The organism is Rhodococcus sp. IC4_135, assembly GCF_011602025.1.
In the GTDB taxonomy this organism is placed as follows: Bacteria; Actinomycetota; Actinomycetes; order Mycobacteriales; family Mycobacteriaceae; genus Rhodococcus_F; species Rhodococcus_F baikonurensis.
The window spans coordinates 13,938-33,926 of sequence record NZ_JAAOLG010000034.1; the positions used below are offsets into that span (position 1 = coordinate 13,938).

Below are 19,989 nucleotides of genomic sequence, written 5' to 3' on the forward strand. Positions count from 1 at the left end.
CCCTCGACGCACCGGGCAGGACCAGGCATCGCATTCGCAGACCCTCGTGCGAAACACCGGTAGCGATCTCGGCACCAGAGGATATGTCGGCCAGGTTCGGAATCGAATGGCGCCTCTCAGCCGGAGTTGTCAGGTTTGACGGGCAGTTGGGAGTCGAGTTCGGAGACAGTGGCTTCCACAGCTGCCGCGATCTCGTCGTCGGTAGGGACGAGATCGCGAACCTGGGAGGGGAGAGTCTCATAGGTGTAGTCGGCTACGGCGAGGGGTGCAGTTGTCCCGGCAAGTGAATACCGGACGACGTTGTCGTTGCGGCCGGCGCAGAGCAAGATTCCCACAGTCGGGGCGTGGATGTCCTTGTTGCGGAGGTTGTCGTCGATCCACGAAACATAGAAGCCGAGCTTCCCGACATACTCCGGCTCAAACCTGCCTACCTTCAACTCGACGACGACGAACCTCGCTTGCACCCAGTTGAAGAACAGCAAGTCGATATAGAAATCCTGATCACCGACCTCGAAATGGTACTGGCGTCCAACAAAGGCGAACCCGTGTCCCAGTTCGAGGAGGAACTGCTCCAGCCGACGCATCAGCGCGGACTCCAGCTCCCGCTCCGCGACACGTTCGGTGATGTCGAGAAAATCGAAGACGTACGGGTCACGCACCAATTGCTGAGCGAGATCGGAATCCTCGGCCGGAAGATGGTCCTGAAAATTCGACGGTGCTGCACCGATCCTGCGCCGTAAACCGCTGTTGATCTGATTTTGCAGCACATTGCGCGACCACCCGTGTTCAGCAGCCGTTGATGCATACCAGTCGCGGTCGGACTGGTTATCCAGCTTGTCGAGCAATACCGTCACATGACCCCACGGCAATTGGCCAACAGGTTGTTGGCCAATTGCATCGCGCCCCCAGATGCTCGCCATCTGCCGCATGTACTTCAGATTGGTCCGCGACAACCCACGCATGTCGGGAAAGGCCGATCGAAGATCGACGGCGAGCCTGTCGATCACCTTTGAACCCCAGCCCTCGGCCTCTTGACGCTGCACGATCGCGTGCCCTATGTCCCAATACAGGCTGAGCAGTTCGGTGTTGACGATTCGGGTGGCGCGAACTCGCGCTTGCCGAACTTGCGACTTGAGATGGTCGAGAAGCTGGGCGTAGTCGGCGGGCAGTTCGGCTGGAGCATTCACCCATCCATCTTTACCCAGCGCTGCTGGGAACGCCCACCGGACATGCCCCCACTGGACACCTCAGCTCGCAGGAACGGCGACTCGGGCGTGGATGCGCGCTAGACGCAGGATCACCCGGCCATCGCACAGCTCAGATCTTCACAGGGCGCATTGATCGGAGTGAATACGTCCAGCACCATAGCGGCCCTCACCTGAAATCGGGCGCGTCAGGCCTGTCCGCGCGCGGACAGGTACATCGTGTTCGCTGGTAGAGAAAGGTTCTCATGCCGTTCCTAGGTTCGACCATCCACCGTCCGGTATGCATGCTGATGACGGCAACAGTCGTCGCAGCCTCCATCGCTTTGATGTCGCCGGGCATCGCGTCCGCCCAATCAAACGGATGCTCGAAGACTTTCAACCTGTTCATCCCCGGAACCTGGGAAACCGCAGAAGACGCCGATCCCTCGATCCCGGTCGGTATGCTAAAACCGATCGCCCACAGCATCGCGGACACGAACGGTAGCGCGGCACCGGTCCACACTCTGCCGTACATGGCCCGAGCCTTCGACAACGGAAAAACCTACGCAGACAGCAAATCTGATGGTTTGACGAGGGCGAAGGACGTGATCGCCGAGATCGCAACGAAATGCTCCGACACCAAATTCACCATCACCGGCTATTCCCAGGGCGCGGACATCGCAGGTGATCTTGCCTCTGAAATCGGCAACGGCTCCGGCCCCATCAAGGCAGAGCAAGTCCTCGCGGTCGGGCTTCTCGCCGATCCCGGTTCCGGAACGAACGGCGAAGCAGTCATCGGCCCGAAGCCGTCAGGAAAGGGGATCGCCGATCCGCGGCCGCAGGGCATGGGGATGCTGTCGGGCCGGGTCGCGTCGATCTGCGATCCGAAAGACCTCTACTGCTCGATCCAAAAAGGTTCGAGCCCGCTGCTCGGATCGCTGGGTTCGGTGCTCACCAAAGCTCCGAGTGCTGGAGTTGACGGCCAGGTAGGCGACAATTCACACCTGGCCACCGCGCTGGCGTCGGATTTCTCCCAAGCCGACCTTCCCAGCCTCGCCACAGCCACTGGCAATCTGACCAGTGAACTCTCGAAGACGGACGGCACAGTCGACCTCGAGAAGGTCGCTTCCAGCGCGAGAACGCTGGCGAACACCATCAGTCCGCTCGCGGAACTACTGGGCTCCGGTGCCGCCAATCCTGCGGCGAAGGGGCGGCTCGCTGCAGCTCCCGCCGGAACAGCCGAAAATAATGCCGGCCACGTTCTAGACAAGGCCGGAGAATCTGATCTCAGCAGTGCGCTCTCGACAGTGACCGCGATCGCCGACACCGCGAGCACGCTCGCCAGCAAGGGCTCCACGACGCTGCCAGCTTCATCTCCGGACCTGACCTCCCTGTCGACCGCTGCTGGCACCCTCGACCGCCAGATCGCCCCACTCGCCACGACACCGAGTGACGTCCTCGGATCTGCCTCCGGAGTCCTCTCCTTGCTCAAGCCCACGGTGGTTGTCAACCAAATTCTTAACGTGGCCACCGGTGTCACTTCCCTGGATATGCCTGCGATTCTGGCGAACCTGAACCTTCTTCCGCAGAAGGTCGCAGCGCTCGACGCCCACGGTGCCCACAAGGTCGCAGGGGATCTGAACAACCAGTTCTCGCCGTTGGTGAAGATGGCCGCCGGCGTCGATCTGAAATGGGTCTCGCAGGTCCTGTCGGCAATCCCGGATCCGTCCGGCTACTCGCAGGCCGCCGCGCTCGTCGCGTCGATCCTGGGAGGCGTCGACGTCATCAACCTGGCAAACCTCGTCGGCCGTGTGCAGGAAACCGCTTGGGCCGCAGTCGAGAAGCTGCTCCCACCGCCAGGACAGCTCCCCGACCCGCTCGGGGCCGGAGCCACCATGACTGGCCTCGTCCCAGTCGGACTCGAACTCGCCACGGTCGCGGTCAACATGCTCGCCGGCAAAGCTACGAAGACTGATCCGACATTGCTCGGCAAACAGGCCTCGACGGCCGCGACCACCGATTCCGCTCAGACACAGAATCTGGAACTCTCAGCACTGGCTAATTCGTTGACCGCCATGGCCAGTGCACAAGGAGCCAACGCCCTTGCCTCCTTGATAGGGGAGGGGCTCGACGCAGCGTCCTTCTTCGCCTCCGGGGCACACCAGAACTACAACTCTCTCGTCGTCGACAACGCTGGCCGCAACGCGATCCAGTGGATCTCGGACTGGCTCAATCTGCAGATCGGACGCGCAGCATGAGCCGGTAACCCGCCCTCACTCCGACATTTCGAAGAAAAAAATCTAACGATCGACCCCTCCTGGAGGGGCGGGGCGGGCCCGCGTGGCCAGTCCCCACCGCCGATCGGACCCACCTCCCCAATATGACGAAGTAGCACATGTCCCAGATGGGGGAGATCGCGATACTGCCGAAGCGGGTGAGGTGTAGCGGCGGTGTGTACGAGTGCGATCTAGTCGCGATCTTGCAAACGCCGCCTCGTCAGATCGTGACGCTACCCGTTTGAGTAATCCCGAGCTGGGTAGGTGCTCGTCATGGAGTCTTCGCGAATCGATGCCGAGATCACGTTGATGGTAGACGGCAGCAGCCACACCCTGACGGTCGACACTCGAACCACGCTGCTCGACGCGCTGCGGGATCGCCTCGGCGTGACGTCCCCGAAGAAGGGTTGTGACCACGGGCAGTGCGGATCGTGCACGATCCTCCTCGACGGGCGGCGCGCCGTTACGTGTTTGACGTTCGCAGTGGCACAGGACGGCGCACAGATCACCACGGCAAACGGTTTGGCGGGCCACGACGGTCTGCATGCCGTACAACAAGCCTTTCTCGACCAGGATGCGCTCCAGTGCGGGTACTGCACCCCGGGACAGGTGTGCTCGGCAGTGGGGATGCTCGACGAGGTGAAGGCCGGGCACCCCAGTCATGTCACGGAGGACCTCGATGCTGACCCGGATCTGGACGACGCCGAGATTCGAGAACGCATGAGCGGGAATCTCTGTCGCTGTGCTGCGTACGGCAACATCGTCGCAGCGATTCGACAGGTAGTGCAGTCGTGATGCCGTTCGAGTACCGACGCGCCGAGGATGTCGACGGCGCGTTGGCCCTGGTGACTGAAAACCCCGGCGCCGCCTTTCTCGGAGGTGGTACGAATCTGGTCGACCGTATGAAACTCGGCGTGACCAACCCGCGCATGGTGATCGATGTAAGTCGGCTGCCCCTCGCCGGAGTGGAGATGCTTCCGGATGGAGGAGTCCGCATCGGCGCGACAGTTCGAAACAGCGATCTCGCAGCCCACCCCGTCATCCGCCGCCGATACGCGGTGCTTGCTCGCGCTCTCCTGGCCGGAGCTTCAGGGCAGCTTCGTAATGCCGCGACAACAGCCGGCAATCTGATGCAAGCTACCCGCTGCGTCTACTTCCAGGACGTGACAACTCCGTGCAACAAGCGGGAACCCGGATCTGGTTGCTCCGCCGTCGGCGGCCACGTGCGCTACCACGCAATCCTGGGGGCTTCCGACAAATGCATCGCCGTGCACCCGTCCGACATGGCGGTCGCGCTGGCTGCGTTGGACGCCGTGGTCGTCGTAAGGGACCGCCGTGGCGAGCACAACATTCCTGTCAACGAATTCTACCGTCTCCCTGGAGATTCACCGGAACATGACACAGTTCTGAAACCCGACCAGTTGATCGTTGCAGTGGAGCTGCCCGTGCCTGCACCGGCGGCGCTGTCGACGTACGTCAAGACACGCGATCGCGCCTCCTTCGCTTTCGCTCTGGTTTCGGTTGCCGCTGAGATCGAACTCGAAAACGGTATTGTCGCGGGCGCCCGAATCGCCATCGGAGGCGTGGCGCACCGCCCCTGGCGCGCGTACAAGGCGGAAGAGGTCTTGCTGGGATCCCCGCCTACCGAGGAAGTGTTCGTGCAAGCCGCAGATGCCGAGTTGGCGAACGCGAACCCACAGTCGGGCAATGCTTTCAAGATTCCCCTGACACGCGGCGTCATGGTTTCGGTGCTGAGGTCACTCACCACCGGAGGGCCGACGTGATGAGGATGATCGAACCGGGCTACCTGGGAAATCCGATGGAGCGTCTCGACGGGTCCGCGAAGGTCACGGGGACGGCGCTCTACGCGTTCGAACATCCCGTGGAGAATCCCACCTACCTGCACGCCGTCCAGGCGACGGTTGCGCGTGGCCGCGTCGTCAGCATGAAAACGGAACTGGCAGAGGCACTTCAGGGTGTCGTCGCCGTGATCACCGTTTTCGATGCCCCACGCTTGGCGGATACCGAAGACCGAGAGCTGTCCGTACTCCAGGACCCAGCCGTCCACTTTCGCGGACAATTCATCGGTGCTGTGATTGCCGAAACACCCGAGACAGCCCGTCATGCAGCCGGGTTGGTACAAGTCGAGTACGACGAACTCCCTCATGATTCCGAGCTACGAGCCGATCGCGACGACCTCTACGCCCCGGAGGACGTCAACGGATTCGCGACCGACACGACCGACGGCGATGTCGAGTCGGCATTCGTGGCTGCGGATGTGACGATAGATCAGACCTACACCACTCCACTCGAACACAACAATCCGATGGAACCGCACGCCTGCATTGCAATCTGGGAGGACGACGCCGAGGGTGGGCGGGCGTGCGTCACCCTGTACGACTCTACTCAGGGCGTTCATGTCGTTCGCGAGACCCTGGCGCCCATGTTCGGGCTCGAACTCGAGCAGATGCGAGTCGTGGCGCCACATGTCGGCGGAGGGTTCGGTTCGAAGGGATCACCTCACGCGCACAACGTATTAGCGATTCTTGCTGCCCGCAGGACGGCGGGGCGACCTGTCAAGTTCGCGCTCACGCGGCAGCAGATGTTCGCGATCGTCGGATACCGCACATCCACCATTCAGCACCTGCGCCTCGGTGCGAACTCCCACGGTCTTCTGACGGCGATGTCCCACGACGTAATCGAGCAAACGTCGAAGATCAAGGAATACGCGGAACAGACTGCTGTTGCCACCCGGATCATGTACGCCACACCTAATCGCTCTACCTCGCACCGGGTTGCAGCCCTCGATGTTGCAGTCCCGTTCTGGATGCGTGCCCCGGGCGAGACTCCGGGTATGTATGCGGTCGAGGTAGCGATGGACGAGCTTGCCGTAGCTTGTGGCCTCGACCCGATCGAACTTCGTGTTCGGAACGAACCCGAAGTGGATCCGGAGAGCGGAAAACCTTGGTCAGGGCGGAATTTGATCGACTGCATGTACGCAGGCGCGGAGAGATTCGGGTGGAAAGTTCGGAGTCGGCGTGATGGACGACGTCCGGTGCGTGGTGGTCTCAGTCCGGACGGCAACTGGATGGTGGGTACCGGCATGGCAGCGGCAACCTATCCGGCAATGACGAACCCCGGTTCGAAAGCGCGCATCGTCTTCGGAGCCGATCGAATTTACACTGTTCAGATCGGGGCGGCCGACATTGGCACGGGAACCTGGACCGCTCTGACTCAGATCGCCGCCGATGCTCTCGAATGCCACATAGAGGAAGTTCGGCTCCAAATCGGCGACACCACATTCCCTTTCGCCACAGTTGCCGGTGGCTCCGCCGGTATCTCGTCGTGGGGCTCTACTATCGTCGCGGCTGCCCGTCAGTTCCGCGCGGAACACAGCGCCACTCCCCTTGCCGGCGTGGAGACGACAACTGAGACGCCGGAGAATCCGGACGAGGACGTTTACTCCATGCATTCATTCGGTGCTCATTTCGTGGAAGCGCGCGTACATCGCGAGACCGGCGAGATCAGGATCCCCCGGATGCTCGGTGCATTCTCGATCGGACGCGCAATCAATGCAAAAACGCTTCGCTCACAGCTCATCGGAGGAATGACGATGGGATTGTCGATGGCGTTGCACGAGGAAAGCTTCCGGGACAACAGGTTCGGCCACGTGATGACTCACGACTTGGCGAGCTACCACATCAGCACAAACGCGGATGTGCAAGACATCGAAGCCTTCTGGCTCGACGAGACTGACGCACACGTCAACCCGATGGGATCGCGGGGCGCCGGCGAGATCGGGATCGTCGGGGCAGCAGCCGCTGTTGTCAATGCTATCTACGATGCTACCGGTGTGCGGGTACGCGACTTGCCGGTAACAGCGGACAAGGTCCTGTTCAGATGAGTCTTCGGACGACCGTAGAAGGTTAAGGAGCAAGCAATTCTCGAGCATCCCCTCATTCAGCGATGTGAAAGCATAGGCTTGATCACAGCACTGAAAGGCGCAGTCGCCGTAGTCATCGCGTGGGTGATCGCGAACAGCGTCTTTCATAGCCCTGAAGCATTTCTCGCTCCGTACGCTGCACTCTTCATCATCGGGAACACCGTGCGGAACTCGATGCGGGTGGCCGCCCGCCAGGTCAGTGTGGTCGTCCTCGGAGTTGTTGTGGCCGCCGTCGCGGCGGTGACCCTTCCGACCGTCGCTGCATTGGCCATCGCAACGGGTGCAGGAATACTCGTCGGCCGCATTCCGCGGTTGTCGCCTGACGGGATTTGGGTCGCCGTCACCGCCGTGTTGGTCCTTCTGTACGGAACAGCAACCAACCCGTACTTGGTGATGCACCGCATTGGTGACGTAGTGCTCGGAGTATTCGTGGGCATCGCGGTCAATGCCGTGTTGGTGCCGCCGGACTATCTCTCCGACGCCAGAGACCTCTTGGTGGCACGTACGCATGAGGTCGCGGACATTCTCCGACAGATGGCCGCGGACGTGAAAGCCGGTGCTGGAAAACAGGGTTCATGGCGTCAACGCGCTCTGTCGGTGAACAAATCCGTTGCCGCGGAGACCGCGGTGATGGACGGTGAAGCCAGCCTGGTCGGAAACTTTCGCAAACGTGGGTGGTTGCGTATAGGAGGATCCGAGTTGTTTCGCCCGGCCGCCGAAGCACTCGATCGAGCAGCGCTACATCTCATGGGCCTGATCCTTGCCGTCGAGGACAGCGATTTCAACGAGAACGGGAGTATGCAAAGTGCCGTCTCGGAGTTGCTCGAAGCGATGGCCAGAGCCTTTGCCGATGCGGGAAGAGGTCCGGTGCACGACCCTACCGACCATCGTTCCGTCACGACCTTGCCCCTTGCCCGTGAAAGATTGACCGCACTCGAAAAGCTCGTGCAGCAGGGAACAGTCACAACGTCCGTCGCACCTTCGATAGTTCTCTCCAGCCGTGGGTTACTTGCGGCGCTCGCTGTCCTCGATCGAGAGGAGTACGGAAGCTAGGGGAGTCTCGACCGAGTTTCGACACCCGGCTCACTGGGTAGCAACTCGGGCATGGTGACACACACGGTTGATGCGGACGACGCGCGTAAGCCTTCCGATCCGACCGACCTGACGGCGCAGTCGTGGAAGTTCGTAGCACGACGTTCTGCCCGAGAGTTCACTCGCGATCAGTGCACCGATCTGGCGGCGGCTTTGACGTACTACGCTGTGCTGTCACTGTTCCCGGCACTTCTGGCGCTGGTGTCCCTGCTGGGAGTTGTCGGCCAGGGGCGTGCCAGTGTGGACACGGTGATGGAACTGGTAGCCGCTGTCGGACCGGACTCGGCCGTGGACACGATGCGTGGCACCGTCGAACAACTGGTGGCGGCCCCTACCGCCGGTTTCGCATTGATCATCGGTCTCGCGGGTGCGTTGTGGTCGGCCTCCGGCTATGTCGGCGCATTCGGGCGAGCGATGAATCGTATGTACGAGGTGGAGGAAGGCAGGCCGGTCTGGAAACTTCGTCCTCTGCAACTGGTCGTCACCCTCGCAGGACTTCTGTTGGTTGCCGCGGTGATCTTGATGCTGGTCGTCAGCGGACCTATCGCCAAGGCGCTAGGTGATCAGCTCGGCATCGGAGACGGCGCGGTGACGACGTGGAATATTGCGAAGTGGCCCGTCATTCTGATCTGTGTCGCGTTGGCGGTGGCGGTGCTGTATTACGTGACTCCCAATGTGCAACAGCCGAAATTTCGTTGGATCAGCGTCGGAGCAGCACTCGCTATTGCAGTGTGGATCGTGGCCTCAGTCGGATTCGCTTTCTATGTAAGTCATTTCGGTAGCTACAACAAGACGTACGGATCGTTGGCCGGGGCGGTCATCTTCCTCCTCTGGTTGTGGATCACCAATCTTGCGTTGTTGTTCGGAGCAGAAGTTGACGCGGAACTCGAACGCGGCCGGCAGTTACAGGCCGGAATCAAAGCCGAAAAATTCCTGCGGCTGCCTCCTCGGGACACCAGCGTTTCGGAAAAGAACGCTCGTCTGCACGCACACGATATCGCCGCCGGTCGCGAACTTCGCGAAACGCACGGCGGCGAAGACAACGAAGGGACGTCGACCATGACCGAGCGATCCGATAGCCGGGCAACCGTTCCGAGCACCGCGCCGCCGAAAACTGTCGACACAGAGGTCGTAGACCCGCACGCACTGTCGACCGTACAACTCGTCGAGCGCCTCACCGAGCAGGTGACCGACCTCGTACGGGCCGAAATGTCGCACGCAGTAGCCGAAGTCAAGACGAAGAGCACCCGGTTCGGTGTAGGGGTCGGTATCTCCGGCGCCGGCGCACTGCTGCTGCTATACGGCTTCGCGGTACTTCTGGCGGCAGCAGTACTCGGATTGGCCACAACCCTCGAACCTTGGCTTGCAGCTCTGATCATCGCGGCAATCGTGATCGCCATCGGAACAATAACCGCACTCGTGGGAGCCAAACGAGCGAAGTCCGCGGCGCCACCACTTCCGGAAGAGACCGTCGAAAGCGTCAAAGCTGACATCGCTACTGCCAAGAAGGGCGTGAAATGAGCACTACCGCAGACGGACCCGACGACAATGTTCGAGCCCAACGTGAGGCTCTAGCCGCAACCGTAGGCGCACTCGCCGAAAAGGCCGACGTACCGGCCCGCGTCAAGGGTGAGGTGTCGCGTGACGTGGAACGGGTAAAGCAGCGGCCTGCAGCCGTCGCGGCGGCGCTCGGTCTCTTAGTGGTGTTCGTACCTGTCCTCCGCCGCCGCAAGCAGCGTTCCCGCCTCACCACGCACAACTAGCGAGCGCCGTCGACGTTTGCGGCAACGATCGGCACAATGTTTCGGATTCGAATGAGGTTCTAACGATGAAGCCCCCTGCAGTTCTCCCATCCGAAGTTTCGACGAACATCTCCGTCTTCGATAGGTTCGCGACCTACGTCAGTGCACGCACCTCGCAGGCATGGTTCTTCGTAGTGTGCGTGGTGATAGTGGTGCTCTGGGCGCCGTCGTTCTTCCTTCTCGGCACCATCGACACCTGGCAACTGATCATCAACACCGTCACCACTATCGTCACGTTCCTCTTGGTGGCCTTGTTGCAGAACACACAGAAGCGATCCGACGACGCCGTACAGCACAAGTTGAACGCCATCGCCGACGGCCTGGCCGATCTGATGAAACAACTCGCCCAGCAGCACCCCGAACTCGATAAAGATCTGCGCGAACTGCTGGCATGACCCCCGTGAAGTGACCCGCATGATCCGTGCCCCTCAAAGTGAACCGTCTATACGAGAGATGAGGCAGAGTGATCCACAGGAGGTCACAGTGCCAAAGTCGTATCCAAACTCGGTCCGCCGACAGATCTCGCACCGTCTTCGCTCCGGTGACGCAGTCGCCGATATAGCCTCGGAAACCGGAATATCGCCGGCGACGTTGTTCCGGTGGAAAGACCAAGCCCTGATCGATGCGGGAGTGCGGGACGGAGTACCGAGTATCGAGTCCGACGAGCTGGCATCGGCCCGCGCCCGCATCGCCGCACTCGAATGTCGCATAACGGGTTTGAGTAGGTCTACCTTTTATGCGCACCGTCGCCGGCCGGTCTCCAATCAGCGAGTACGGCGCATCATCGTGGCCGACACGATCGAAAAAATCCATCAGCGGTCGCGTGGAACCTACGGGAAGCGACGCATCCGGGCCGAACTGCTCGATACGTACGAAATGAACGTCAATCACAAACTGGTGTCGGCGATCATGGCCGAACTCGGTATCGCCGGGTTACCTCGTCCGGGCAAGCGGAAACCGAACCTGCTGGGCGTCGAAACCCTCTCTGACCGAGTCAATCGCGGCTTCACGGCAAGCCGGCCGAACGAGTTGTGGTTCACGGATATTACGGAGCATCCCGCTCGTGACGGAAAGGTTTACTGCTGTGCAATTTTGGACTGTTTCAGTAAAATGATCGTGGGTCGTTCCTTTTCCACGACGGCCGATACGGCACTTGTCAACAATGCGGTGAACATGGCCGCGCAGGAACGGATCCGTTGGGAGGCAACGATCTTGCATGCCGATCATGGTCCCCAGTTCACGTCATGGGGGTTCGGCGAGAATCTGCGAAGGTGGGGACTTCTCGAGTCATTCGGGACGGTCGGTGATTGCTTCGATAATGCTGTCATGGAGGCATTCTGGGGGCGGTTGCAGACGGAATTACTGAACACGAAGAAGTGGTCGACCACGCTGGAGTTGACTGCAGCCATGGCCGATCACATCGACAATTTTCACAATGGCGAACGGCGTCACAGTTATCTCGGCAACATCAGCCTGATCGAGTATGAGAAGCTCTGGGCAGACATCCAACCGTACCCTCAGCTCTCATAAAGCTGGTGCACTATTGGGGGCACGGATCAGCAAGTTATGAGAATCCTTCCGCCCTGATCAAGGGCATGAAAGGCTTCATCTCGTGGCTGGACGTAAACGGCATACGCCCGAACAGATCATTCGAAAACTGCGCCACGGCGACGAACTCGCCGCCAAAGGCACCGACGTCGAGGAAATCGCCCGACAGCTCGATGTCTCGGTGCCGACGCTCTACAACTGGCGTAAACAGTACGGCGGCATGAAGGCTGACGACGCCAAAGAGTTCAAGGAACTCAAGAACGAGAACGCCCTGCTCAAGAAGCTTCTCGCCGAAGCCGAGCTCGAAAAGGCTGCCCTCAAGGAGATCGCGAAGGGAAAATTCTGAGCCCGACCTCCAAACGAAACGCTGTCGTCATGCTCCAGGAAACAGTGGGGCTCTCGCAGCGATTCGCCTGCAGAATCGTCGGGCAACCGCGATCGACCCAACGGAAAGAGCTTGCGAGAAACACCCCGGACGATCCCGATGCCGATCTGCGGAAGTGGTTGCGGGACTGGGCCAAAGCCAACCAGCGAAAAGGGTTCTGAATCGCTCTGGGTTCGGTGGAGACTTCTGGCCTTGGAAACGAGGATGGAAGCATGCCGAATGAACGGGTGTCAGGGAGGCCGACGATGCGGCGGTATTCGCCGGAGGAGAAGGCCGGTGCGGTGCGGATGGTCCGGGCGTTGCGGGCCGAGCTGGGGACCGAGCATGGGACGACAGCGCGGGTTGCCTCGCAGTTGGGTTACGGGGTCGAGTCCGTCAGGTCGTGGGTCAAGCAGGCCGATATCGATGACGGTCTGACTGTGGGAGTGAGCACCGCCGAGGCCGATCGGATCAAGCAACTCGAGCAGGAAATCCGAGAACTGCAGCGCGCCAACGAGATATTGAAGCGTGCGGCGTCTTTCTTCGGGGCGGAGCAGGGCCGCCAGCACAAGAGATGACCGCGTTCATCGATGCCAATCGCGGCGATGTCATCGCGGGTCGGAGGCTTGGGGTCGAGCGTATCTGCAAGGCCTTGCAGATACCTCCGAGCAGCTACTACGCCACCAAAAGCCGACCGCCGTCAGCTAGATCGGTCTCCGATAGCCGGTTGCGGCCGGCGCTAAGGGGGTTGTGGGAGGAGAATTACCAGGTATATGGGGTGCGGAAGCTGTGGAAAGCAGCCCGAAGATCGGGCATCGATGTCGGCCGTGACCAGGTCGCGCGGCTGATGCGTGCCGAGCAGATCGCTGGTGTGCGGCGAGGGAAGAAGGTGCGTACCACCCGAGCAACGGCCGGGGCGGATCGGCACCCCGATCTGGTTGGGCGGGATTTCACTGCGACTGAGCCGAACCAACTGTGGGTCACCGACCTCACCCACGTCCCGACCTGGGCGGGAATGGGCTACGTCTGCTTCATCACCGACGCTTACTCTCGGATGATCGTGGGCTGGCGCGTCGCGGCGAACATGCGCACCCAGGTAGTGCTCGACGCCATCGAGATGGCCCGCTTCAGTCGCGGCACACGGTTGACCGGGCTGCGCTGCCACAGCGATGCGGGCAGTCAATTCACCTCGGTCCGCTACGGCGAACGGCTCGCCGAACTCGGTGCAATACCGTCGATCGGGACCGTGGGCGATTCCTACGATAATGCTCTCGCCGAGAGCGTGAACGGCTACTACAAGTACGAACTCATCTACGGCCCAACGCATCCTGGTCCATGGCGCAGCATCGACGACGTGGAACTGGCGACACTGTCGTGGGTGCACTGGCACAATCACAGGCGGCTGCATGGTCACTGCGGCGACATCCCGCCAGCAGAGTACGAGAAGACGTTCTACGCTACTGAGCAGGGTGAGCAGGCCTTGGTTGAAATCAAATAGCCAGAGCCTCCATCAGACCCAGGGCGATTCACATCGACGCATTCGACTCCGCGGTCGAACAGCTTGAATCTGACGGAAACATCGTCGTTGCCGACGCGGAATTCGGCAGCATTCGTTACACCCGCGAACTGGGCTGAACAGTCTCGGGCGTGACTTCCGGTGGTGTGTCCACGGCCGTTTCGCTCAGCTGAGCGATCCGTTCAGCCAGGATCGCGTTCTCGGTTTCAAGTGAGAGAATGACACCGATTCCGGTCAAGTTGATTCCGTCGCCGATCAACGCGGTAATACGGCGCAGTTTGTCGAGGTCCGCCGCGCTGTAACGCCGCGTCCCGCCACTGGTGCGTGCGGGGGTCAACAGTCCGCGACGTTCGTAGAGTCTCAATGTCTGTGGGCCGACTCCGGACAGTTCCGACATCACGGAAATTCCGTAGACCCCTCGGTGGGCGTGCGCTGGATCCTTCAATGCCTCAGCGCTCTCCTTTAACCCAGCCGAATATCTCTCGACCTTAACATGTTGGTGCGTCGTCCCCCCGCCCTCCCGCACCTAAAACCTGATCTCCGACGCCACAGATTTCATTCGACGTGCGAACCCGATCTCGCCGGGAAAGGAGCCGAAAAGATTCCGCGCATGCTGGTTTCGTGCATAAGTGGGCACGTTTGGGCCCGGAAGTCGTATTGCTGTGGGTCGATCACTGTTTCACCTGTTGCCTTTTATCTGCATCGGCTGATATAGATTTATGACAGTCAATTACTTTGATGCATGCTGGAGCACTTGCACTTCGGGAGCGTGAATGACCACTGCCATGGCCACCGCCCGCGACGGCGACGGCATCACCTGCCCGGCGCTGGGGCCGCTCTGCGGGCCTGTGGTCGCTCGGGCCGCGGCGATGGTTTTCTGGAGCGTTCTGCCGATCAACACCCGAAAATGAAGGAGACGACGATGTCGGCAACACGATCTGTACGCCGTTCCGGCAACACGACGGTGTCTTCACCTCAGCGAGGGGCCACTGTCCCTAGGCACTCTGCCAGGGCGATGACAAGGGGAAAAGGATTGGCATTCTCATGAGCACCCACACGCGAGACGCCGACTACACGCACCTTGCGGCCCTTTTCGAACAGATGGCTTCAATACCGAATGACGACGAGCACCGCGAGCGTCTACGTGCGCAGATCATCGAGTCGTGTCTACCACTGACCCGGAACATCGCCTTGCGATACCGCGGTCGCGGACAAGCCCACGAGGACCTCGTACAGGCCGCCAGCGTCGGTCTTGTCAGTGCGGTGAACCGCTTCGATCTCGCCAAGGGCAAAGACTTCCTAGCCTTCGCGTTTCCGACGATGGTGGGTGAAGTGCGCAAACATTTCCGGGACCGCGGCTGGGACGTCCGTGTTCCGCGCTCGTTGCAGGAAAACTATCTCGCGCTCAACAAGGCCCGCTCTTCCCTCACTCAAGCCCTCGGACGCGAACCCACCGTGCCGGAACTGGCAAAAGAACTCGAAGTGGAACCTGCCGAGATCGCGGAGATCGTCGCCGCCGGCGATTCCTATCACGCGGCGTCCCTCGATGCCGCAACCGTCAACGACGGACGGACGATCGCAGACACCTTGGGAGACTTCGACTCTGCCCTCGAAGGCATTGACAACCAACAAACGGATCTGGGAGTTGTTCGATGTCGTCACGAAGCGAGGTGACCAATGTCAGCGCTGTATCCAACAACTCGTGTCCGGTCTCGACCATCTGACGGCGCCATCCGTCGAGAGCTGAATAGATCATGACGTTGGGGCTCGTGGTCATCAACAGATCGGCGCACGCCGACAGGTGAGCAGTGTCGACAAGATCTCCCTGGACGTGGAAGACCGACCCCTGTTCGAAACCCATCCCCATCTTGTGCACACTGACCACGCAGACGTCCGCTCCTGCATCCATCGCCCAGGTGGGCAATCCTTCGTGAAAAGGGAGATGTGCACCCCACGCCTCGTCGACGATCAAGGGTTTACCTCTGCGGTGGCATTCGTCTGCGATCGCGGCTAGGTCTGCGCAGGTGCCGTACGGACTCGGGCTGACGATCAGCGCCCCCGCCGCGTCCGGGTTCTTTTCCCACGCGTCGCGCACTTGGGAAGGGGAAGGGGGATGCGAAATATGGTGCGCAGCATCCCATTGCGGGGTTATCCATCGGGGAGTGATGCCGGCAAAGATCAGCCCCGCGACGATCGACTTGTGACTGTCTCGACTGAGCAGCAGCCCACCGGGATCGTTGCCCGCGACTGCCATCATTGCTGCCTTGACGGACAGTGAACTACCGCAGGTCGAGAAGAACGCATAGTCCGCGCCCACCGCATCGGCCATCAATCGTTCGGCATCTGCAAGGTAGTTGTTCGACGATCGGCGGTCGTCGAGGCCGGACGTAGCGAGAACGTCGTCGTGGAACGGCTCCCGCCCGAGTACATCGAGTACCCGCCGGTCCGTGCCGCGCCCTTGTCTGTGCCCCGGTGGGGTGAACCCGTACACGAAACAACGAGCCGTACAGGTGAGCTGTTCTTCACCAGCATCAGCATCCGTTGGCGAGCGCTCCCCGGCACCAAGCGATTGTCACGGCGGCCGAGGCGACTGCGATTTCGAGAATGAGGCGCGTGCATGAAACGCGGCTTCGGGTGAGCCCAAATCGCAGGATGCTCTTCGCTTGTGTGAATTACGCGAAAAATGGGTAACGCTAGGTCGACCCCGGGAAGTGCGCCCGTCGCGTTCAGGCGTGCGGCACGAAACACGTTCCGCCTCAAGCAAATCCAACAGACGCATCTACGATATGGTGATGAGGTATCGCGGTTGAGGAACCAGCCGTTGAAGCGAGAAACAGCCGTCTTCTCGTCTCTTCGGCGCGAGCGCGCCCTGACCTGATGCAAGGAGTGAGATGAACGGGCAAGCACGTCCCGGCGATCGGTTGTCGACCGATTTTGATTTGTCTACACAAGTCGACGTGGTTCGAGTTGACGACGTGGCCGGAACTGCAGACGTGATTCGGGTTGCGTCTGTTCCTGCGTCGCACGTGTACGTACGGCATCTGGCACCGCACATGGGAACGGACGGCGTCGTTCGTCTTGACGATCCGATCCCCGCAGATGGCCGCAAGGTTCCCGGCGGCTGGTGGCCTCCCGTGATGCTCGATCCGGGATGGATCCGCGAGCATCATCACCTATTTGATCTTTTCCATGTTCACTTCGGTTTCGACGCGATCGCACCGCAGGTTATGGAGGACATCGTTCACGAGTTACACAGTCACGAAATCCCCTTGGTCTATACGGTGCATGACCTGCGAAATCCGCACCATCCCGATCCCGAGCCGCACCGCGAGATCCTGGACGTGTTGATCCCGGCGGCGGACTCCCTGATCACCTTGACACCGGGGGCGGCGGCATCGGTTGCGAATGATTGGGGGAGAGAATGTACAGTGCTGCCTCATCCTCATGTGATCGAATTGGACAAATTCGGTCTTGCGCGACCTCCTGGAACACAATTCACCGTGGGAGTGCACGTGAAAAGCCTGCGTCCCAACATGGATCCCTTTCCGGTGTTGAACACTCTGTGCTCGACGATTGCGACGTTGCCCGGTGCGCGATTGGTGGTGAACATCCATGATGAGATCTTCGATCCCGACAATCACTGGTATGCACCGCAGGCGTCGAAGAAACTCTTGGAATACGAGGATCTACCGGGTGTCGAGGTCGTGGTACATCCGTATTTCACCGACGACGAGCTGTGGCGATATCTGATGTCTCTGTCGGTTTCGGTCTTGCCGTATCGATTTGGTACGCATTCTGGATGGCTGGAGGCATGTTACGACCTCGGGACATCCGTCATCGCTCCCAGCTGTGGGTTCTACTCACAACAACAGGACTGCAAAATCTACGGGTTCGACGAGCATCATTTCGACCAGGAGTCGCTGGATCGATGCGTTCGCGAATTGTATTCGGCAGAGCCCGTGCGTCTTTCCGTGGGAATGCGTGCCAGGCAGCGTCGTTTTCTTGCCTCTGCTCACCGCGAAATCTATGAAAAGGCTCTCGCATGAGCGCGTTACGCATAGCTCTGATCGCATCGAGTCGCTATCCCGTCACCCAACCGTTCGCCGGCGGTCTCGAAGCTCACGTATGGCACCTGGCCGCAGCTCTGCGAAAAGCCGGCCACGATGTCACGCTTTTCGCCGGGCATGGTTCGGATCCGGAACTCGCTTGCGAGCTGATCGATGTCCGTCCAGCCCGCATCAGCACGGCGGCCAGGACTGACATCTCCATGCCGGCAGAGTATTTCATGCAAGAACACCATGCCTATCTCGACCTGATGCTCCGCCTCTCGCGTGACTATACGGAGAGCTTCGACGTCATCCACAACCACAGCCTGCACTACCTCCCAGTGGCGATGGCTTCCACGCTGAGTGCTCCAGTGCTCACCACTTTGCACACGCCGCCGACTCCGTGGCTGGAATCAGCAATCGCGGCAGGGGGGTCTCCTGGTCGGTTTGCTGCAGTGAGTCGTTTCACCGCCGATTCATGGAAACAGGCAGCCGGCGACGTCGAGGTCGTGCACAACGGAGTTGATACCGATCAATGGACTGAGGGACCTGGCGGACATCGACTGATCTGGTTTGGGCGCCTTGTTCCGGAAAAGGGTGCACACCATGCGATTGCGGCCGCCAGGGAAGCCGGTATGCCGTTGGTACTAGCCGGGCCGATCAGTGACCATACGTATTTCAGAGAGCGAATTGAACCACACCTCGGCGGCTCTGTTCGATACCTCGGTCATCTGATGACTGACGATCTTGTTGACGCGGTAGGGACGTCTGCAGTGGCACTTGTGACCCCGCAGTGGGACGAGCCCTACGGGTTGGTCGTCGCCGAGGCGCTTGCCTGCGGTACCCCGGTCGTGGCTTACAGTCGGGGTGGCATACCGGAAATACTCACGCCGGATTGCGGTCGGTTGGTCCCAGCCGACGATGTGGCTGCGCTGTCCGTCGCGATCGGCGAGGCTAAACAGCTGGCTCGACAGCACGCTCGGGCGCGAGCTGTGAACCACTGTTCGGAACGAAGAATGGTGGACCGGTATGTCGCACTGTACGACGAAATCTGCTCTGCTCCAATACAGTCCGATACACACCCAGCGGCACCCGCTGCCACAACGCGTCGAGCAAGCTGATGATCGGTTACTACATCCACCATCACGGGCGAGGCCATCTCACCCGTGCCGCGTCGATCGCAAGAAAACTGAGCCTCGACGTCACCGCGCTCACCAGTGCCCATTCAGTTGCAGTGGAGGCCTTCGACGACCATGTTCAGTTGCAACTCGACTACGGCGACGCGCACGAGGTTGACCCCACGGCCAACGATGCTCTTCATTGGGCACCGATCCACGAAACCGGGCTTCGTTCTCGGATGGCCCGAGTCGCCCGTTGGGTAGCGACCGCGCGTCCCGATGCCGTTGTCGTGGATGTATCCGTCGAAATTGCAACATTCATTCGATTGATGGGTGTCCCCGTCATCGTAGTGGCGATGCCAGGCGACAGGACCGATGCCGCCCACCAGCTCGCGTATCGACTTGCTGATCACATCATCGCCGCCTGGCCCCACGAGGTCTACGACCCGACTTGGCTCCACCCCCATGCGCACAAGACGACTTACGTGGGAGGTATCAGCCGCTTCGAGGATCGGGAGTGCGTATCTCGGACCGTCGACACTTCCCTGTCTCCTCGAGTTGTGGTGTTGAGCGGCGCCGGCGGATCAGCGGTCTCGAACGCTGACGTTCAAGCTGCTGCGGCGCAGCATCGTTCCTTCCACTGGACAGGGATCGGATTGCCGGGAGGGACGTGGGTTGCAGATCCCTGGCCGGACATCTGCTCGAGCGATATCATGGTCTCGCACGCAGGCCAGAACGCGGTGGCCGACATCGCGATCGCCGGTAAGCCTGCCATCGTGATCGCACAAGAACGTCCCTTCGGAGAACAGGTCGCGACCGCTGGAGCCCTGTCCATGCACAATCTCGCCGTGACGCTGAAGGAATGGCCGGCACTCGAATCCTGGCCCGATTTGATCACGCAGGCGCAGGCTCTCGATCGCGCAGGCTGGTCCAAGTGGCGGACCACGGGTGCTGCTGACCGCGCGGCGCGAGTCATCGAGTCAGTCGCGAGACGGCACACGGCCCGCTGACGTGAGGACAGCGGTGATCACGATCGTGCACGGGCGTCACGAGCACTTGCGAATGCACCTGCGTGGCCTCGCTGCCAGTACGACCCTGCC

At 60.7% G+C, this 19,989-nt stretch carries 18 protein-coding genes and 1 pseudogene; 16 read left to right on the forward strand and 3 right to left on the reverse strand.

Annotation, left to right across the window (positions count from 1 at the left end):
• Nucleotides 1-116: 116 nt before the first annotated feature.
• Complete coding sequence (locus tag G8767_RS30630; RefSeq protein ID WP_003941261.1) at nt 117-1,187, reverse strand: PDDEXK nuclease domain-containing protein; 1,071 nt, start codon at nt 1,185-1,187, stop codon at nt 117-119.
• 263 nt (nt 1,188-1,450) lie between these two features.
• Between G8767_RS30630 and G8767_RS30635 the strand changes: the two genes are divergently transcribed.
• From G8767_RS30635 to G8767_RS30685, 11 genes are all read left to right on the forward strand, one after another.
• Nucleotides 1,451-3,442 (forward strand): cutinase family protein, encoded by a 1,992-nt coding sequence (locus G8767_RS30635; protein ID WP_042926244.1) that lies wholly within the window; start codon nt 1,451-1,453, stop codon nt 3,440-3,442.
• 291 nt (nt 3,443-3,733) lie between these two features.
• The gene (locus G8767_RS30640) at nt 3,734-4,255 is read left to right on the forward strand and encodes a 2Fe-2S iron-sulfur cluster-binding protein (protein ID WP_019749532.1); all 522 of its coding nucleotides are present in this window, start codon (nt 3,734-3,736) and stop codon (nt 4,253-4,255) included.
• Nucleotides 4,252-5,244 carry a xanthine dehydrogenase family protein subunit M gene (locus G8767_RS30645; protein WP_024488117.1) on the forward strand — a complete coding sequence of 331 codons (993 nt, stop codon included), beginning with the start codon at nt 4,252-4,254 and terminating at the stop codon, nt 5,242-5,244. The genes G8767_RS30640 and G8767_RS30645 overlap by 4 nt, the downstream gene beginning before the upstream one ends.
• Nucleotides 5,244-7,364 (forward strand): xanthine dehydrogenase family protein molybdopterin-binding subunit, encoded by a 2,121-nt coding sequence (locus G8767_RS30650; RefSeq protein ID WP_149357464.1) that lies wholly within the window; start codon nt 5,244-5,246, stop codon nt 7,362-7,364. The genes G8767_RS30645 and G8767_RS30650 overlap by 1 nt, the downstream gene beginning before the upstream one ends.
• 78 nt (nt 7,365-7,442) lie before the next feature.
• A complete protein-coding gene (locus G8767_RS30655; RefSeq protein ID WP_051649776.1) occupies nt 7,443-8,456 on the forward strand; it encodes an FUSC family protein in 1,014 nt (337 codons plus the stop codon).
• 51 nt (nt 8,457-8,507) lie between these two features.
• Nucleotides 8,508-10,016, forward strand: coding sequence for a YhjD/YihY/BrkB family envelope integrity protein (locus G8767_RS30660; RefSeq protein WP_042926241.1), 1,509 nt, complete (start codon nt 8,508-8,510; stop codon nt 10,014-10,016).
• Nucleotides 10,013-10,258, forward strand: a complete 246-nt coding sequence (locus G8767_RS30665) for a hypothetical protein (protein ID WP_042926238.1) — start codon at nt 10,013-10,015, stop codon at nt 10,256-10,258. Before G8767_RS30660 ends, G8767_RS30665 begins: the two co-directional genes overlap by 4 nt.
• Nucleotides 10,259-10,323: 65 nt before the next feature.
• A complete protein-coding gene (locus G8767_RS30670; RefSeq protein WP_042926235.1) occupies nt 10,324-10,692 on the forward strand; it encodes a low affinity iron permease family protein in 369 nt (122 codons plus the stop codon).
• 58 nt (nt 10,693-10,750) lie between these two features.
• On the forward strand, nt 10,751-11,827 hold the full coding sequence (locus G8767_RS30675) for an IS3 family transposase (protein ID WP_206029950.1): 1,077 nt from the start codon (nt 10,751-10,753) through the stop codon (nt 11,825-11,827).
• Nucleotides 11,828-11,909: 82 nt separating this feature from the next.
• Nucleotides 11,910-12,191, forward strand: coding sequence for a transposase (locus tag G8767_RS30680; protein WP_042926232.1), 282 nt, complete (start codon nt 11,910-11,912; stop codon nt 12,189-12,191).
• Nucleotides 12,192-12,442: 251 nt separating this feature from the next.
• Nucleotides 12,443-13,707, forward strand: a protein-coding gene (locus tag G8767_RS30685) for an IS3 family transposase (RefSeq protein WP_231783803.1) whose coding sequence is annotated in 2 segments (ribosomal slippage) — nt 12,443-12,746 and nt 12,746-13,707 — 1,266 coding nt in all. Because the reading frame shifts where the segments join, the coding sequence is not laid out codon by codon here.
• A gap of 115 nt (nt 13,708-13,822) precedes the next feature.
• On the opposite strand, the gene G8767_RS30690 is transcribed toward G8767_RS30685, so the two are convergent.
• Nucleotides 13,823-14,170 (reverse strand): MerR family transcriptional regulator, encoded by a 348-nt coding sequence (locus tag G8767_RS30690; RefSeq protein ID WP_019749546.1) that lies wholly within the window; start codon nt 14,168-14,170, stop codon nt 13,823-13,825.
• Between the two features lie 328 nt (nt 14,171-14,498).
• Between G8767_RS30690 and G8767_RS30695 the strand changes: the two genes are divergently transcribed.
• Nucleotides 14,499-14,636, forward strand: coding sequence for a hypothetical protein (locus tag G8767_RS30695; RefSeq protein WP_157838974.1), 138 nt, complete (start codon nt 14,499-14,501; stop codon nt 14,634-14,636).
• Nucleotides 14,637-14,826: 190 nt separating this feature from the next.
• On the forward strand, nt 14,827-15,399 hold the full coding sequence (locus G8767_RS30700; RefSeq protein ID WP_240952925.1) for a sigma-70 family RNA polymerase sigma factor: 573 nt from the start codon (nt 14,827-14,829) through the stop codon (nt 15,397-15,399).
• On the opposite strand, the pseudogene G8767_RS30705 reads toward G8767_RS30700, so the two are convergent.
• A pseudogene (locus G8767_RS30705) lies at nt 15,362-16,216 on the reverse strand (ornithine decarboxylase); the annotation flags it as partial. The gene G8767_RS30700 and the pseudogene G8767_RS30705 overlap by 38 nt on opposite strands.
• Before the next feature lie 502 nt (nt 16,217-16,718).
• Between G8767_RS30705 and G8767_RS30710 the strand changes: the two are divergent.
• The 3 genes from G8767_RS30710 to G8767_RS30720 are packed head-to-tail and all read left to right on the forward strand — an operon-like array spanning nt 16,719 to nt 19,899.
• Nucleotides 16,719-17,771 carry a glycosyltransferase gene (locus tag G8767_RS30710; RefSeq protein WP_042926251.1) on the forward strand — a complete coding sequence of 351 codons (1,053 nt, stop codon included), beginning with the start codon at nt 16,719-16,721 and terminating at the stop codon, nt 17,769-17,771.
• Entirely contained in the window at nt 17,768-18,892 is a 1,125-nt protein-coding gene (locus G8767_RS30715; RefSeq protein WP_042926228.1) for a glycosyltransferase family 4 protein, read from the forward strand. The genes G8767_RS30710 and G8767_RS30715 overlap by 4 nt, the downstream gene beginning before the upstream one ends.
• A complete protein-coding gene (locus G8767_RS30720; protein ID WP_019749554.1) occupies nt 18,892-19,899 on the forward strand; it encodes a glycosyltransferase in 1,008 nt (335 codons plus the stop codon). The genes G8767_RS30715 and G8767_RS30720 overlap by 1 nt, the downstream gene beginning before the upstream one ends.
• Nucleotides 19,900-19,989: the final 90 nt, after the last annotated feature.

Bases quoted from the DNA above. Each gene is read 5' to 3' on its own strand.
- G8767_RS30635 (WP_042926244.1), top strand. From the start codon at position 1,451: ATGCCGTTCCTAGGTTCGACCATCCACCGTCCGGTATGCATGCTGATG.
- G8767_RS30640 (WP_019749532.1), top strand. From the start codon at position 3,734: ATGGAGTCTTCGCGAATCGATGCCGAGATCACGTTGATGGTAGACGGC.
- G8767_RS30650 (WP_149357464.1), top strand. From the start codon at position 5,244: ATGAGGATGATCGAACCGGGCTACCTGGGAAATCCGATGGAGCGTCTC.
- G8767_RS30660 (WP_042926241.1), top strand. From the start codon at position 8,508: ATGGTGACACACACGGTTGATGCGGACGACGCGCGTAAGCCTTCCGAT.
- G8767_RS30665 (WP_042926238.1), top strand. From the start codon at position 10,013: ATGAGCACTACCGCAGACGGACCCGACGACAATGTTCGAGCCCAACGT.
- G8767_RS30670 (WP_042926235.1), top strand. From the start codon at position 10,324: ATGAAGCCCCCTGCAGTTCTCCCATCCGAAGTTTCGACGAACATCTCC.
- G8767_RS30675 (WP_206029950.1), top strand. From the start codon at position 10,751: ATGAGGCAGAGTGATCCACAGGAGGTCACAGTGCCAAAGTCGTATCCA.
- G8767_RS30695 (WP_157838974.1), top strand. From the start codon at position 14,499: ATGACCACTGCCATGGCCACCGCCCGCGACGGCGACGGCATCACCTGC.
- G8767_RS30700 (WP_240952925.1), top strand. From the start codon at position 14,827: ATGGCTTCAATACCGAATGACGACGAGCACCGCGAGCGTCTACGTGCG.
- G8767_RS30715 (WP_042926228.1), top strand. From the start codon at position 17,768: ATGAGCGCGTTACGCATAGCTCTGATCGCATCGAGTCGCTATCCCGTC.
- G8767_RS30720 (WP_019749554.1), top strand. From the start codon at position 18,892: ATGATCGGTTACTACATCCACCATCACGGGCGAGGCCATCTCACCCGT.